The organism is Bacillus sp. ISL-41 (assembly GCF_018613235.1).
Classification (GTDB): domain Bacteria; phylum Bacillota; class Bacilli; order Bacillales; family Cytobacillaceae; genus Mesobacillus.
Map to the genome: position 1 here is coordinate 51993 of NZ_JAGGQP010000010.1, position 14388 is coordinate 66380.

The 14388-nt window shown below is 36.9% G+C and carries 20 protein-coding genes and 1 other annotated feature; of the genes, 19 read left to right on the plus strand and 1 reads right to left on the minus strand.

Annotated elements, in window-relative coordinates:
* Positions 1 to 130 precede the first annotated feature (130 nt).
* The 5 genes from J7I80_RS04750 to J7I80_RS04770 all read left to right on the plus strand — a co-directional run bounded on the left by J7I80_RS04750 (position 131) and on the right by J7I80_RS04770 (position 3460).
* A complete protein-coding gene (locus tag J7I80_RS04750; protein WP_214736238.1) occupies positions 131 to 622 on the plus strand; it encodes a DUF2975 domain-containing protein in 492 nt (163 codons plus the stop codon).
* A 9-nt stretch (positions 623 to 631) separates the two neighbouring features.
* Entirely contained in the window at positions 632 to 847 is a 216-nt protein-coding gene (locus J7I80_RS04755; protein WP_213367441.1) for a helix-turn-helix domain-containing protein, read from the plus strand.
* A gap of 206 nt (positions 848 to 1053) precedes the next feature.
* The gene (locus J7I80_RS04760) at positions 1054 to 1848 is read left to right on the plus strand and encodes a DUF2935 domain-containing protein (protein ID WP_214736239.1); all 795 of its coding nucleotides are present in this window, start codon (positions 1054 to 1056) and stop codon (positions 1846 to 1848) included.
* A gap of 336 nt (positions 1849 to 2184) precedes the next feature.
* Positions 2185 to 2432: a binding site (T-box leader), on the plus strand.
* Positions 2433 to 2497: 65 nt separating this feature from the next.
* Entirely contained in the window at positions 2498 to 3064 is a 567-nt protein-coding gene (locus tag J7I80_RS04765; RefSeq protein ID WP_214736240.1) for a GNAT family N-acetyltransferase, read from the plus strand.
* A gap of 174 nt (positions 3065 to 3238) precedes the next feature.
* Positions 3239 to 3460, plus strand: a complete 222-nt coding sequence (locus tag J7I80_RS04770) for an ABA4-like family protein (protein ID WP_214736241.1) — start codon at positions 3239 to 3241, stop codon at positions 3458 to 3460.
* Positions 3461 to 3798: 338 nt separating this feature from the next.
* Here J7I80_RS04770 and J7I80_RS04775 read toward each other — a convergent pair whose 3' ends face one another.
* A complete protein-coding gene (locus tag J7I80_RS04775; protein WP_214736242.1) occupies positions 3799 to 3990 on the minus strand; it encodes a hypothetical protein in 192 nt (63 codons plus the stop codon).
* 343 nt (positions 3991 to 4333) lie between these two features.
* Here J7I80_RS04775 and J7I80_RS04780 point away from each other — a divergent pair, with 343 nt between their 5' ends.
* The 14 genes from J7I80_RS04780 to J7I80_RS04845 all read left to right on the plus strand — a co-directional run bounded on the left by J7I80_RS04780 (position 4334) and on the right by J7I80_RS04845 (position 14332).
* Positions 4334 to 4990 (plus strand): ArsR/SmtB family transcription factor, encoded by a 657-nt coding sequence (locus J7I80_RS04780; protein WP_353050082.1) that lies wholly within the window; start codon positions 4334 to 4336, stop codon positions 4988 to 4990.
* A gap of 89 nt (positions 4991 to 5079) precedes the next feature.
* Positions 5080 to 6303, plus strand: coding sequence for an MFS transporter (locus J7I80_RS04785; protein ID WP_214736243.1), 1224 nt, complete (start codon positions 5080 to 5082; stop codon positions 6301 to 6303).
* Between the two features lie 156 nt (positions 6304 to 6459).
* On the plus strand, positions 6460 to 7242 hold the full coding sequence (locus J7I80_RS04790; protein ID WP_214736244.1) for a class I SAM-dependent methyltransferase: 783 nt from the start codon (positions 6460 to 6462) through the stop codon (positions 7240 to 7242).
* Positions 7243 to 7396: 154 nt separating this feature from the next.
* The gene (locus tag J7I80_RS04795; RefSeq protein WP_214736245.1) at positions 7397 to 8236 is read left to right on the plus strand and encodes a nucleotidyltransferase domain-containing protein; all 840 of its coding nucleotides are present in this window, start codon (positions 7397 to 7399) and stop codon (positions 8234 to 8236) included.
* Positions 8237 to 8290: 54 nt separating this feature from the next.
* Positions 8291 to 8818, plus strand: coding sequence for a histidine phosphatase family protein (locus tag J7I80_RS04800; protein WP_214736246.1), 528 nt, complete (start codon positions 8291 to 8293; stop codon positions 8816 to 8818).
* A gap of 65 nt (positions 8819 to 8883) precedes the next feature.
* The gene (locus tag J7I80_RS04805; RefSeq protein ID WP_214736247.1) at positions 8884 to 9078 is read left to right on the plus strand and encodes a hypothetical protein; all 195 of its coding nucleotides are present in this window, start codon (positions 8884 to 8886) and stop codon (positions 9076 to 9078) included.
* Positions 9079 to 9310: 232 nt separating this feature from the next.
* Positions 9311 to 9673, plus strand: coding sequence for a hypothetical protein (locus J7I80_RS04810; RefSeq protein WP_214736248.1), 363 nt, complete (start codon positions 9311 to 9313; stop codon positions 9671 to 9673).
* A 35-nt stretch (positions 9674 to 9708) separates the two neighbouring features.
* Positions 9709 to 10062, plus strand: a complete 354-nt coding sequence (locus J7I80_RS04815; protein ID WP_214736249.1) for a YunG family protein — start codon at positions 9709 to 9711, stop codon at positions 10060 to 10062.
* 113 nt (positions 10063 to 10175) lie between these two features.
* A complete protein-coding gene (locus tag J7I80_RS04820) occupies positions 10176 to 10799 on the plus strand; it encodes a DUF3885 domain-containing protein (RefSeq protein ID WP_214736308.1) in 624 nt (207 codons plus the stop codon).
* A 102-nt stretch (positions 10800 to 10901) separates the two neighbouring features.
* A complete protein-coding gene (locus J7I80_RS04825; protein WP_214736250.1) occupies positions 10902 to 11108 on the plus strand; it encodes a hypothetical protein in 207 nt (68 codons plus the stop codon).
* Positions 11109 to 11292: 184 nt separating this feature from the next.
* Positions 11293 to 12237 (plus strand): ABC transporter ATP-binding protein, encoded by a 945-nt coding sequence (locus tag J7I80_RS04830; RefSeq protein ID WP_214736251.1) that lies wholly within the window; start codon positions 11293 to 11295, stop codon positions 12235 to 12237.
* Between the two features lie 4 nt (positions 12238 to 12241).
* The gene (locus tag J7I80_RS04835; RefSeq protein ID WP_214736252.1) at positions 12242 to 12997 is read left to right on the plus strand and encodes an ABC transporter permease; all 756 of its coding nucleotides are present in this window, start codon (positions 12242 to 12244) and stop codon (positions 12995 to 12997) included.
* Complete coding sequence (locus J7I80_RS04840) at positions 12997 to 13782, plus strand: ABC transporter permease (RefSeq protein ID WP_214736253.1); 786 nt, start codon at positions 12997 to 12999, stop codon at positions 13780 to 13782. The genes J7I80_RS04835 and J7I80_RS04840 overlap by 1 nt, the downstream gene beginning before the upstream one ends.
* A 61-nt stretch (positions 13783 to 13843) precedes the next feature.
* Positions 13844 to 14332 carry an NUDIX hydrolase gene (locus J7I80_RS04845; protein WP_214736254.1) on the plus strand — a complete coding sequence of 163 codons (489 nt, stop codon included), beginning with the start codon at positions 13844 to 13846 and terminating at the stop codon, positions 14330 to 14332.
* Positions 14333 to 14388 lie beyond the last annotated feature (56 nt).

Here is a 14388-nt window from a genome sequence, read left to right on the forward strand (position 1 = left end):
ATCCAGATATGGATTGACGCTTTTTTTGTGAAATTCAATAAAATAATTATAAATTTTAATAATATTTTATTGTAAAACGATAAATAACATGATAAATTCAAATTGACATTAAATGAATGAGGTGCTTGTTATGAAAAAAAGTTCAACACTTTTTTTGAAGGTAGCTGTAATTTTTATCGGCATACCGGTTTTGGCTTTGTGTCTGTTCTTATTGCCTCAGATCGCTTCTGAGGCGAATGAGGCAATGGAAAGAGGTTCAGATTTGGCTCTTGCGGTTTACGCCATTTTAATGGTTCTGTATGTTTCGGCCGTTCCATTTTACTTCGCTCTGTATCAATCATTTAACCTTTTAACGTATATCGACAGGAACCAGGCTTTCTCAGACTTATCTGTAATTGCTCTAAAGAAAATCAAAAATAGTGCTATCATTATCAGCGGATTATACGTGGTTGCCCTCCCATTTGTCTATGCTTTAGCGGAGGTAGATGATGCACCAGGCCTTATCCTCATCGGAATGGGGATGGTTTTTGCTCCGTTAGTGGTTGCTGTTTTTGCAGCAGTTCTGCAGAGACTTTTAAAAGAAGCCATCGATTACAAAGAAGAAAACGACTTAATAGTCTGAGGTGATAATATGGCAATTATAATTAATATTGATGTGATGTTGGCTAAAAGGAAAATGAGCGTAACGGAGCTTTCAGATCGTGTTGGAATCACAATGGCTAACCTTTCTATTTTGAAAAATGGCAAAGCAAAAGCAATCAGGCTTTCCACGCTGGAGGCCATTTGCAAAGCGTTAGAATGCCAGCCCGGGGATATTTTGGAGTATAAGAGTGATGAAGAGTATTGATAAGAGTGGCAGAATCGTAAAGTGCAAATTGAGGTAATAAAAACCTTTTATAACTATAGTATGCGATCATCCAGGGCAGGAAGGATGATCGCATTTTTTATTGGTTTGTCTAGTTTTTTTGTGAAAATAGGTAGTTCGAATAGCAAGAATAAGGACATGTACACATACATATGATGGAGGTGAAGTCTGTATAAGGGGTGGGGAAATTGGCGAATCCAATAGTCGCTAGATCGTTGGACGAAATACAGTTTTGGTCCAGAATCATGAAGGAACATGCTTTGTTTTTAAGCCTCGGATTTACTTATGAACAACAGCAATTGATAGCTGAAGCTCAACAATTTATTACTCTCTTTGAACGAATCGAGGAAAAGTTGGCAAGGTTTTCTATTAATACGGATTTACGCCAAATTCAAGCTTTTAACAATGAGGTTTATCAAGCAGCTGTTGCCATTTGGAGTTACAAGAGAAAGGTGTTAGGGTTAACTTTACGCTGTGAAATCCGGACAAATAATTTTCCTTTATTGGTTGACCATGTTAGCAGAGAGGCTGCTTATTTTGCCAACAGATTAAAAGAACTTAACGAAGGAAAACTGGCCCCCGAACCTGATAAAATCATTCAAGAAAATCTTTTCTTTTTAAAAATTATGGCAGATCATGCAAAATTCATCGGACATCTCTTAGATCCTTCTGAAAGAAAACTAGTTGAACAAGCAAATGAGTTTAGCCATGATTTTGATCAGTTAGTCTTCCAGGCGGTTGATTTAGACTCCATGCGTCCACAATCCGAAACAGAGCCAATTTTAGATCAATTCTTAGATCAAAACAGAGTATCAGTAGTCTCACTAAGGGATTTTAAGAAAACAGCCAGAGAATTAATCGAGGCTTGCCGAATTAAAAGCAATATTCATCCACTCCTAGCAGACCATACATTTAGAGAAGCTGAGAGATTCTTGGAAATTATAGATTTATTTGATACTTACCTTACAAAGCCAAAGCAATAAAAATACATGTATTTCAGATTCTATAAAGAGAGATATTTTTTTAGAATCCATATTTTTAATCACAGAAGACAAACTACTTCAATAAAAGTTATTAATAAATATACTTAAATTAATGGTTTAGAGTGTATGAAAAGCAACGCTGACAAGCGTTGCTTTTTGATTAGGTTTAGATAAACTGGTAAGTCTTAGCCTCCCGTTTATTTGGTCATTCATTCGAGCAGTTACCCTTCACTTATGACTAAAAGACATTGTACAGTTAATACGAGTTTTCCTATTACAAAGGAAAACATTGACATCAGTTCATATAACCACTAAAATTATTTAAAATTCCAAATAATAAAAGCGTTGAAGAGAAGAGTAGTTAATCTTGGATATTTACAGAGAGCTCCTGGCTGCTGAAAGGGAGTATTATCTGGCTTAATGAATAAAGTCTCGGAGCTTCTTGCCAAGCTGATGATGAATCAGGGATCGTAAGACGGGTTCTTCCGATATAAAGATAGGGTATTAAAGTACCTGAAAAGGTTGGTTTGGCGACAAATCAACAAACTGAGGTGGTACCGCGAAGTCAAACTCTCGCCCTCAAGATTCATTTCTTGGGTGGTGAGAGTTTTTTTATTGGAAAAATCAATAGAATAGTGAGGGGAAATAAATGACTGTTCCTATATTATTAGATATTCCATCCCAGATAGAAACAGAAAGATTATTACTTCGTGCTCCATATCGAACGGGTGATGGAAGTATCGTCAACCAGGCAATAAGAGATTCATTCATTGAGTTAAAAGCGTGGCTGCCATTTGCCCAAAAGCTGCCTGCTGTCGAGGAAACCGAGATTAATCTGAGGAAAGCCCATATTAACTTTTTAAAGAGAGAAAGCTTTCGTTTCCTCATTTTTCAAAAAGAGACGAATGATTTCATTGGGACTGTCAGCCTCCAAGGAATCGACTGGTCCATTCCTAAATGTGAAATTGGATATTGGATCAATACGAAGTTTGGCGAAAACGGCTATATGACGGAAGCCGTAAAGGCGGTAACGAATTTTGGGCTAAATCAACTTAAATTCAAGCGGATTGAGATAAGATGTGAATCTACTAATCTGAAAAGCCGTGCCATCCCCGAAAAACTTGGATATGAATTAGAAGGTGTTTTACGCAATGAGGATTTATCAGCGGATGGAAGCAGGCCTACGGATACATGCTTTTATTCGATTATTTCATAAAAAATACAAAGACTTAAGATTTGAATACTCCAATGAAAGAGATCCAAATGGAGAACTGATATTTAAATATACTATCCTAGAAATTTTCGTTTGTTAATTTAATTAACTGAAAATTGAAACCTTTTTTTAACACGCTCGTAAAGTTTATATAAAACGGTAAGGGGTGCTGATTACATGGGATGGGGCTTGGCCAGGAATACAGATTTTAATGGACACCAACTTGAAATTGCTGCAATTTTTGCCATGTTCATCGTAATCGGAATTTGGGTGTACTATGATTCGGACAAATATTTTGTCGGGATCAAACGGCATATTTTATGGGTTTTAACAATTATCACAGGTCCAATAGGTCTGATCATTTATTTAATACAGCGGAAGAAAAAAGGATTAGTTTAATTGGAACGGTTATCTTTAGATAAAGTAAGTCGTTTGGATTTCGCCCCTAGGATTTCTTGAAGGCACTATATGTCAAAGGAATAGTGAAATGACTGAAAGTACCCTATATAAGAGCTTTATTGTCCAATTTAACGTGTCCGTTTTTTAGTCTAACTTCATTATCGGCCAAACGGGAGGCTTAAGCGTAAAAAAGTGTCCGATAGAAGGGCTCTATCGGACAAATGGAAGACGTAAGCATGAAGAAGTGTCCGATGAAAGAGCTCTTTTAGGGAGTACCCTGTGATTTTATGAAGTCCACACCTATATTCAAGCTAGCAACCCCACAAAATGACTACAACTCACTTTTTTTTAGTAGTCTTTTCCATTTTTTCAATAATGAAGGATCCTGCCAGTCCGATCCAAAGAGATGCTACAAACCAAAATAAATAAGAGCGAAAGAACTCTGTCCCTATTTCAAAAAAAGATAAAGTTAAGGCTATTGCCCCAACCCCTTTTAATAGATTAAATAGCCAACTTAATTTTTGCTTCATTTAATCTTACCCCCAAAACACTTTTATATTTTACACAATTATACAATATTTTCTGTTTTTAGGAATGTCTATCAATCAATGAGCCTTTAAAAATTAATGGATAAGTTTTGCTACGTACCTCATGCTCCTATTAGTAGTCTTTAACAATTCCCCGACATATGGAACAGAGCGATTGGTTCTTATAAAAACAATTTTAAATCCTTATAAGTAAACTAATATATAAAACCATGCCAGCAGGATAACACTATGGCAGGGTTTTATTTAGTTTAGAGCAAAGGTATTTACAAAGAGATTGTTCTGATGTTACTATTCAACTAATTAGTTGAATAGTCGTTTTTTAGAGGTGTTCATTATCGAATCTCGGGAATTTAAGGATTTCATTTACGGCGAGTTTGCTCGGATTGGAAAAGCAATCTCCAGTCCAAAGAGGATTGAGTTATTGGATTTGTTGACTCAGGGCCCAAAAACGGTTGAAGCTCTGGCTACTGATACGAAAATGAGCATAGCCAATACCTCAAAGCATTTGCACTCATTGCTCGAGTCTAAGCTCGTCAATTACACAAAGGACAAAAACTATGTGGTTTATCGCTTAGCTAGTGAACAAGTGTTAATGTTTGTGCTGGCGTTAAGAGGAACGGCTGAGGAGAGAATATCAAATGTGAAGCTTGTAAGGGAAGGTCACATTTTGAGAGAAAACTCACTAAGTCCTATTTCGTTTGAGGAGTTAGCAGAAAAGTTGAATCAGGATACTGTCACTTTACTGGACGTAAGACCATTTGAAGAATATAAGCACGACCATTTACCACATGCTTTATCAGTACCGATTTCGGAACTTGAAGACCACCTGGATTCATTGCCAAAAGATAAAGAGATTGTGGCATACTGCCGGGGACCTTATTGTGTCTATGCTACTGAAGCGGTAGAGTTTCTAAAATCAAGAGGATATCAAGCTACATTGCTGGATGCAGGTATTAATGAATGGAAACAAATACAGCATTAAAGCTTTTACACATTTAACTGCTTCACAAGCTGTTACCTCGAGAACAGCAATTTTAAAAGCCTGAAGACTTATTTTTGGAAGTGAGAAGGATGCAGCCTAAAATCGGAATCAAGGAAAACATCGTTCAGTTTGTGCTATTGGTCGTGACGAATCTCTTCGTCGGTTCAATGGTCGGGATTGAGCGTACCGTTCTTCCTTTGCTTGGGGAAGAGCAGTTCGGACTGGCATCTGCAAGTGCTGCGCTATCATTCATAATCAGTTTTGGGTTTTCCAAAGCTATTGTAAACTATTTCGCAGGTCAAATTGCAGATCGGCTTGGACGTAAGAAAGTGTTATTGCTCGGCTGGTTTGTTGGTCTTTTCGTACCAATCCTCATTATATTTGCACACGCATGGTGGGTCATCATTGTCGCGAATATCCTGCTGGGGATTAACCAGGGATTGGCATGGTCGATGACGGTGAATATGAAAATCGATATTTCAAAAGCGAACCAGCGCGGTACTGTAGTTGGCTTGAATGAGTTTGCCGGCTATTCAGGAGTAGCGATTATGGCGGCTGTCTCTGGTTATATTGCCTCATCCTATTCATTGAGACCTGAGCCATTTTACATTGGAATAGGTATAGTTATAGTCGGATTAATCCTATCGTTAATTGTTAAGGATACTAAAGAGCATTTGAAGCTTCAAATTAAGAATAGTGGAACCGTCAGTACTGGAATAACTCGATCGGCAAAAGAAGTATTTGCGTTGACAACCTGGAAAAACAAGAACCTTTCAACCATTAGTTTTGCGGGTTTATCAACGAATCTTAAGGATGGAATGGCCTGGGGTCTTTTCCCCATCTACTTCGCAACTGCCGGATTATCCGTAGTGCAAATAGGAACAATCGTAGCGGTATATCCAGCTGCCTGGGGCATTTTTCAACTGTTCACTGGGACATTAAGCGATAAGATTGGCAGAAAAGTGCTGATCACTTATGGGATGTGGACACAAGCCGCTGCATTGTGGTTCATACTAGCTGCAAATCAATATACGCTATGGATTTTTGGGGCTCTTTTGTTGGGCCTCGGCACAGCGATGGTTTATCCAACTCTACAAGCAGCAATCAGTGATGTTGCCGAACCAGACTGGAGAGCTTCCTCAATGGGAGTATACCGATTCTGGAGAGATAGCGGTTATGCATTCGGTGCATTAATGGCAGGAATTATTGCCGACCTGTTAGGTGTCAACTGGGCAATCGGTTTAGTTGCGTTACTTCCATTTATAGCAGGAGTACTTTCGAAAGTCCGTTTGAATGAAACGATTAAACACTGATCAAAACGGTGCATCACCTTACATACGGTGATGCATTTTTTATTTGACTAAGTTATGAGGCAAGTATAAGTGTAAGAAAAAATACAAAAGTTTGCGAGAACTCCTAATTTTAAAGGATTATAATTTGTTTAAAATTTCCTTTTAGGAGGCTGCAAGATGAATGAGGTCGAGTATTGGTATGATCATGAATACGACGAATGGGAAAGGCTGAATCGCCATAAAATTGAGTTTGATATTACAAAACGATATCTTGATGAATTCATCATAGGGGACAATCTTGAAATCTTCGATATTGGCGGTGGTCCGGGCAGGTATGCTATTCATTTAGCAGAAAGAGGACATAAAGTAACTCTTTTAGACCTGTCGAAAAAAAATATTGAAGTAGCAAAACAGAAATCCTTTGAAAAAGGGATAACTTTAGGGGGATACATACACGGCAATGCTTTGGAGTTGGAGGGAATGGATCATCAATACGATGTCGTCCTTCTAATGGGACCGTTATACCATTTGATAAAAGAATCAGAGAGGAGAAAAGCGGTCGAAGGGGCGATAAACTTATTAAAGCCAAACGGAATTATGATTGTTACTTTTATCTCCAGTTATGCTCCCTTACAAGACCATCTAATGAACTTATATCCAATTGAATCTGTTCAAGAAATACTTGGTTATTTTCAAATTGGAGAAAATAAAGGCGGAAACGGTTTTACGACCGCGTATTTTACAAAACCAAATGAAGCAAGAAAATTTATGGATAGCACTGGATTAAAGGAATTAAAATTCGCTGGTATAGAAAATGTATTAGGTTATAAGGAGAAAGAAATAACCTTTCTAGAAGATGGTGAGTACAGAAAATGGATAGAAATTGGTTATCGTCTAAGCACCGATGAATATCTTCTAGGTACAAGTCAACATTTACTATATATTGGCCGTAAGTTGTAGGTCTTATCATGCGTTGATCCAAGGATTAACGCTTTTTTCGTTGATTTCATTTTTGTTGGAAAAAGGGCGAGCTTAATAAAAAAGGAATTTCTTTTCCAAATGTAGAATAGTTCAAGTGATAGGTTCGCTAACGTTAAGGAGATGGGAATTATGTGTGGGATTTGTAAGTAAACATTTAGAAAGAGATTTAGCTTTGCCTAAACATCGTGACATTCTTTTGGATAGTGCACTGACTGATTTAACATCTGATCCAAATGTTTTGGCAATTTATCAGGCGGGGTCATTAGCTAGAGGAAATTTCGACAATTACTCTGATATAGATTTACATATTATTGTTAATCCAGAACTGAAAGCAGATTTTATTAAAGAGAAGCGTAACAGGGCAGCTAAATGGGGAAGTGTTTTATTTTACGAGGATTTTAACCCTTCATCACCTGTTGTAGTTACCCATTATGATTGCTTTGTGAAAATAGACAGCTGGTATCATTCACCTGAGGAAGTTGCACCATCTATTTGGCTAAAAGGTTATAAGGTACTTTACGACCCGAAAAATATTATTAGTCATGTCATTCGTAGCTCATCACATAAAGTTTATAAACCTTCAGCAGGGGAAGTTGAGTTTTGGCGCGGGAAACTTCTGGCTTTCATACACGAAACTTATCGTGCCGTTATGAGGGGAGAAATCTACTATGCTCTATCAAATCTAGATCGAGTCCGCTGGTTAATCGTTTCTGGATGGTATATGGAAATGGAAGAACATCTGGATAGCCCTTATGGTGTTTGGTCAAAGATTGAGGGTGAAAGAAGCAAATTGGATCAAGGGCAATTATCGCTTTTAGAAAGTTGGGAATGCGGCCGGAATCCTAAACAAATTATGAATATAGTTGTCAATATCGTCCCGGAAATTCTTAGACTGAATAAATACCTGAGCAATCAAGTGGAGATTGAAGATCACGAAGACCATATCAGGAAAGTCATAGATATGGTGATTTAATGACGGCAGTTTCCTGTATTCTTTATTGATGAACTAAAAAAGGGGGGAGCACACTTGATTTTTGTAATCAGACATGGACAAACAGACTTGAATAAAGAACGAAAAATGCAAGGGAGAAAGGGTTTGCCTTTGAACGAGTATGGAATAGAACAAGCCAAAGCATTGAGAGATAGGCTGCAAAAGATAAAATTCGATTTTGTCTTTTCTTCACCTCAGGATCGAGCAATGCAAACAGCAGAAATAGTTACCGGCCATAATGCCTTTAAAGATGATAGACTGGATGTTTTTGATTTAGGAGAAGCCGACAGGTTAAATGTTAACGAGGTGAAGATGGCTGGTCCATTACCTGATTCATCGGTTTATAAAGGGATTGAAGACCCTGATGTGTTTATAAAAAGGGTGTTTAGTTTTATGAAAGAACTTGAGAATCAGCATAGAATAAGAGAGTTAAATATTCTTATTGCTGGCCACAGATGTACAACAGGCTGTATTGGGGCTTATTTTGAAGGGATACCAAGTGACAGGAATATATTAAAATTCTCATCCGATACTGGCGAGTATAAAACTTATGAATTTGAATGAGTACTGTTGCAGCACATTTTCATATTTCAATAATACTAGGCTAACATTAGTAGTGGGGTGTAAATATGCTATCAAATATTGGTGCGCCAGGTTTTGTCCTGCTTTTTAATATAGTTTTTTTGATTGCAAGTGTAATTATTATGTATTTAGTCATTTTAAAAGCAGTCAGGGAAGGGATTAACCAATCTGTTGTTGGCCAATTTATCGAAAAACATTATGGAGTCAAAGCCAATAAAAGTGATTTAGATAATGAAAAGTAATTTACAATTAACCCGAACGGGCGATGATCGAGGTAGGATTAATCGCCTTTTTTTCTGAATACATATACTCAATGTTGCTGGATAGCTGAATATGCGACTAAAGGGGGACAAAGTAAGTGGATAGTAATGACATTAGTGATCCAGCGGGTTTCCGCCCTTTGTATAGATTCCTTATTTAACCAAATGTCACGCGGCCATTAAGTCCGGCCAATGCTTTAAGGGGGAGCTTCTTATGAAAAAGAGAAAATGGATTGTCTTGTCTTTAATAGGCGTAATTTTGATTGTTAGCACCACTTTCGCTTTAACAAAACCAAACGAAACAGATTTTGTAATATGGATGGAACAAACTTATGATGTTAATTGTTTAGATTATAATTGCGATGCATTTAAGGTAAAAGTTATAGAGGATGGGGAAAACAAGGTGATTACAATGCAAGTTTCGAGCGGAGGATATTCACCAGGCACATTTGTAATGAAGAGAGAAGTGAATTATCGAAACTTTGATAATCCATCATATATTTTAGACCTAAATGTTATTGGATTTTTGGGGAAGATTTCATTGGTAGATGAAACAAAACGATTGACCAATGAGTAATTATTTCTGAAGTTAATAAAGGGGATATTATCAAAATGCGGGAAATAATATCTATTGCAGCTTTACAAGAAGCATTATTAAACTCTTGGTCAAAATATTCAAGTTCAAAATGGACTAAAGACAATCCTGCCAAGGGCCAGTGCGGTGTAACTGCATTAGTAGTGAATGATATCCTTGGGGGACAAATAAGAAAGACTTTATTATCTGAAGGATGGCATTATTACAACGAAATCAATGGTGAATGTTATGATTTTACGGATTCACAGTTCAATGAAGATATTGAGTATATGGATATTCCATCGAATAGAGACGAAGCATTCTTGGATACAAATCAGGAACAATATGATTTTCTGAAACAGAGCTCGATGAATATTCTAAAAGATGGATAAATGGAACGGCAAACGTAAAGCAGCTTTTACCTAGTTGAACAAAGTGGAAGGAAAGCTTAATGTAGAAAGGGTATTTTAAAAAAGGAGGTGCTGATTTGTCATTAAATATCTTTATGGCCAAGAATTTTCCAGATTTGCCTCTAAGGCCACCTTTATTTTATAACTGGAAAATAGGCATACGGTTTGAATTAGGGGTAGAGTTCGATCGAGATTACAATGACGAAAACAGTCCTTATGTACAAGAAGTTTACAAAAGGGCTATATCTTTATTTCATTCCCTGCATTCTAATAACGAGGAAATTATTATCGTAGTGGACGCCGATGATTATGAAGATGGAAAGACCTATAAGCACAGAGGAAGGATTATTTCTCCATATTTGTACGAAAAAACAGCCCTATATAAATTGCAGCATAAGGGATTGCCTTATGTTTTCCCAGAAGATGACGAAGAAGGAAAATATAAAACTCACAGATTTGCTCTAAGATGCAAAGTTTCTGACCTCCGATACATTCCTTTGTTAAAAGCAATTTGCAATCAGGATTTAGGAATCCAGCCAAGTGTTTCTCATAGGATCTATTTTTTGAATGTGCAAAGGCAAACCATATTCCACGTTTACGATGACAGGGGGTGTGATGTACTGGCTGCATCTCCGGAAGCAATAAAGGATATTTACCAAAGATATAACAGGTGGATATTAGATTACGACAGAGCCGAAATAGATAAGGTATTTATCTAAAGGGAAATTTTAATGCTCTTAATGGCAGATTAGTGGAATAAATAAATTCTATTGCTTACCTAATAGCAGAGTTAGACAGTTCCAGTAAAAGGAGAACAAGTTATGGATAATTGGTTATTTGTGTTCATCATGACCTTCATCGGAAGTTTTGTTTTAGTATATGGATTAGGGTCTATTATTGGCGGAGATAATATTGAATTCCTTTATTTAATTTTGTTTATTATTCAGTTTTCTTTTACTACGACAATATTATTTCAGATCCTACATAAAGTGAAACAGTTGGATAAAAAGGAAAATCTTAAAGAGTAAACTACTTTTGATAAAGTTTTAATGCGCATCCATTGGGCTGCGCTTTTTCATTTTGACAGGTATTAATGGCTTCTCCCTAAGCTTCTCTATCACTACTGTTTTGCAAGAATATTTAAACAATATATAGATTTTTTGAGAAATTATGGTAATATTTATCAGTGTAAAAATAGTTTAGGGGGATAAGATGGAAAAGGTTATTGAGGTTAAAGGGATTTCGCGTTCTTATAAATTAAAAACAGGCTTGAAAAATGCATTGGATGATGTTTCTTTTGATGTGAAAAAAGGGGAAGTATTTGGGTTGCTTGGACCGAATGGGGCTGGTAAAACGACTACTATCAAAATATTAACTACTTTATTGCTGCCTACTGCTGGTGAAGCCAAGATTCTCGGCTATGATGTTGCATCAGAGAGTCATATGATTCGCAATAGGATCAACTTTGTTTACGGAGGCGAAAGAGGCGTTTATGGAAGACTTACCGCAAAAGAGTATATGCATTATTTTTGTACGCTTTATAAGATTAAAAATAAAGAACAAGCTGGGTTGATTAAGGATTTATTAAATCTTGTTAAATTAGAGGACGCTGAGGATCAAAAAATCCATACCTATTCCAAGGGTATGACTCAACGATTACATATTGCCAGATGTTTAATCAATAATCCTGAGATTCTGTTTCTTGATGAACCGACAATTGGCCTGGACCCAATCGGGGCAAAATTATTGAGGGATATTGTAAGAGATTTATCAAGCAAAGGGATTACCATCATTTTAACGACTCATTATATGCAGGAAGCCGATGAACTTTGTGATCGTATTGCTTTTATTAAAGGCGGGAAAATAAGCCTCATTGGCGAACCGGATTTCATAAAGCAGAGCTGTAACCACCTTAATCTTTACGAAGCTACGATGAGTATTTATGATATCGATAAGCTAAAAGCAGACCACTATCTCAATAAGCTGGAAATCGAAGTCATTAAAGAGCCTTATTATAGCTTGAATTTTGAAGTGAACGAAAATGATCTTGAAAGGGTATCTGCCTACTTAAACCAATTTGGAGATATATTAAAATTGAGTAAGAGAGACATATCGCTTGAGGATGCCTATATCTATCATATGAAGGGTGTAGGGTGAGAATATGTATCTGCTAATAAGAGAAATTAAATATTTTACTAACTTTAATAATAAGATGTATCAATTTCTGCTATTTTTCCAGCCCCTTATGTTTTTGTCGATTGTTTACTTTTTAAAGCAAATAAGGGGAGATATTAATTCAGATAAATTTGTGTTGGCATCTGCATTGATCAGCATGTGGAGCTATGTATTGTATTCATCAGGATCCGCGTTGATTTCACAGAAGTGGAATGACACACTTAAGCTGCTAATTGCTGCGCCAGCTTCCTTGTTTGTGGTCATTTTGACAAAAGCATTAAGTAATTCTGTTATTGCCTTGATCTCCATGGCTTTAAGTTTTATTTACGCTCGATTTATTTTTCAATTCAACATCGGGATCGCCAACTACGGTTACTTCTTACTTTCCATACTCGTTCTGATGTTTTCTTTAAGTGTTGTAGGCCTTATTTTAGCCATAGTATTTGTTGCTTCTCAAAATGTTTTCGATTTCCAAAACCTGATCCTTACACCGATGATCTTGCTTTGCGGAGTGTTCATCCCTGTTGAACAGTTTCCAGTTGTGCTAAAATTCATTGCTTATCTGATACCAATGACCTGGGGAATCAAGTCAGTACAGGATACGTTAGTATTATCCCAAACTATGTTTTCATCTATGGCGATTTCAATTGTAGTGAGGCTGATTTATTTATTCTTGGCTTATTTTATTGTGAAAAAAATTGAGGTAGTGTTGCGTAAGACCGGCAGTCTGGGGGCGATCTGATGTTTTTAATCAATAAATATGGTTTTACTAACCTATCATATAAAGCGATCTATTCCTTTCAAACAATTAGGTTATTTATCTTATTTCGTATTGTAGACCCGTTCATGCATTATATCTTTTTTGCAACATTAGCCAGCTCACTGGTTGGATCGGATTATTTAAAATATGTTGTAATCGGCAACATCGCCTATTACACCTGCCAAACTATCATGATCAACTATATGAATATGTTCAGAATGGAACGAAGATATGGAACATTGGAATTGAATATCGCTTCACCCACTCCGACACTGCTAATCATATTACTGAAGGGGATTGTTCCTCTGTTGGATGGGTTATTTGTATTCATCGTAGGCTTGATTATAGGGTGGGTGTTATTTGGTATCACAATGCCAGCCGGTAATTTGGATACACTGCTATTGCTTATACTTATTACCATGTTTTCCGTTATAAGTTTCTCATTGCTTTTTGCCTCAGTGAGCCTTTTGTTTTCTAATGTTAACTTATTCCTGAATATATCATTGGCGTTTTTCCAAGTCTTCTGCGGAGTCAACTTTTCAGTAACGTTATTGCCCGAGCCATTAGAATTGCTAGCCCGAATGCTCCCGCTTACCCATAGCATAGAAGCACTCCGCTCGATCTATAGCCTGGAGAATTATGATGTGTATCAGCTGTTAGGTAAAGAAATTTTTATAGGCGTCTGTTACTTCACTGTGTCAGTCCTTTTAGTATCAGTAATGGAAAAGCTGGCACGGAAGAATGGGGCTTTATTGAAGAATATATAACTATTAAGCAATCAATGATTTTATAAAATTGATAATTAGAACAGAGGAAGGAGGTCAAATCATGTCATTCCCTACGCATATCGTTTCCGCAGGCGGGTTTGTTGAAGATTCAGCAGGAAACATCCTTATAGTAAAAACACGGGATGGTGGGTGGGTTTACCCAGGAGGACAAGTTGAAGCTGGAGAAAATCTGATGGACGCTTTGGTTCGTGAAATCAAAGAAGAAAGCGGAATTAATGTCGAGGTGAGCTATTTAGTAGGAGTGTATTCAAATACAGGAACTTTCAAATGGTATGATGGCGTGACGGATGTGCCCACCCAAGTGATATTTGATTTCGTATGTAAACCTGTTGGTGGCGAGTTATCTGTTTCCGAGGAAACAACGGATAGCCGCTGGGTACCGAAGGACCGCGTTCTTGACTTTATCGCACATCCAGCCATTAGGACTCGGTATCAAGCCTATTTGGAATTTAATGGAAAGGTAAAGTACATGGAATATGTGAACGTTCCCAGCTTTACCATCAAACACAAGACTGGAATAACGATGTAGTGGAATTCTCTACTAATATTGAAAATATTAATATAAGGAGAATCAACGAATCTGTT

Bases quoted from the DNA above. Each gene is read 5' to 3' on its own strand.
- J7I80_RS04750 (WP_214736238.1), top strand. From the start codon at position 131: ATGAAAAAAAGTTCAACACTTTTTTTGAAGGTAGCTGTAATTTTTATC.
- J7I80_RS04755 (WP_213367441.1), top strand. From the start codon at position 632: ATGGCAATTATAATTAATATTGATGTGATGTTGGCTAAAAGGAAAATG.
- J7I80_RS04765 (WP_214736240.1), top strand. From the start codon at position 2,498: ATGACTGTTCCTATATTATTAGATATTCCATCCCAGATAGAAACAGAA.
- J7I80_RS04770 (WP_214736241.1), top strand. From the start codon at position 3,239: ATGGGATGGGGCTTGGCCAGGAATACAGATTTTAATGGACACCAACTT.
- J7I80_RS04775 (WP_214736242.1), bottom strand. From the start codon at position 3,990: ATGAAGCAAAAATTAAGTTGGCTATTTAATCTATTAAAAGGGGTTGGG.
- J7I80_RS04785 (WP_214736243.1), top strand. From the start codon at position 5,080: ATGCAGCCTAAAATCGGAATCAAGGAAAACATCGTTCAGTTTGTGCTA.
- J7I80_RS04790 (WP_214736244.1), top strand. From the start codon at position 6,460: ATGAATGAGGTCGAGTATTGGTATGATCATGAATACGACGAATGGGAA.
- J7I80_RS04805 (WP_214736247.1), top strand. From the start codon at position 8,884: ATGCTATCAAATATTGGTGCGCCAGGTTTTGTCCTGCTTTTTAATATA.
- J7I80_RS04810 (WP_214736248.1), top strand. From the start codon at position 9,311: ATGAAAAAGAGAAAATGGATTGTCTTGTCTTTAATAGGCGTAATTTTG.
- J7I80_RS04815 (WP_214736249.1), top strand. From the start codon at position 9,709: ATGCGGGAAATAATATCTATTGCAGCTTTACAAGAAGCATTATTAAAC.
- J7I80_RS04820 (WP_214736308.1), top strand. From the start codon at position 10,176: ATGGCCAAGAATTTTCCAGATTTGCCTCTAAGGCCACCTTTATTTTAT.
- J7I80_RS04825 (WP_214736250.1), top strand. From the start codon at position 10,902: ATGGATAATTGGTTATTTGTGTTCATCATGACCTTCATCGGAAGTTTT.
- J7I80_RS04830 (WP_214736251.1), top strand. From the start codon at position 11,293: ATGGAAAAGGTTATTGAGGTTAAAGGGATTTCGCGTTCTTATAAATTA.
- J7I80_RS04835 (WP_214736252.1), top strand. From the start codon at position 12,242: ATGTATCTGCTAATAAGAGAAATTAAATATTTTACTAACTTTAATAAT.
- J7I80_RS04840 (WP_214736253.1), top strand. From the start codon at position 12,997: ATGTTTTTAATCAATAAATATGGTTTTACTAACCTATCATATAAAGCG.
- J7I80_RS04845 (WP_214736254.1), top strand. From the start codon at position 13,844: ATGTCATTCCCTACGCATATCGTTTCCGCAGGCGGGTTTGTTGAAGAT.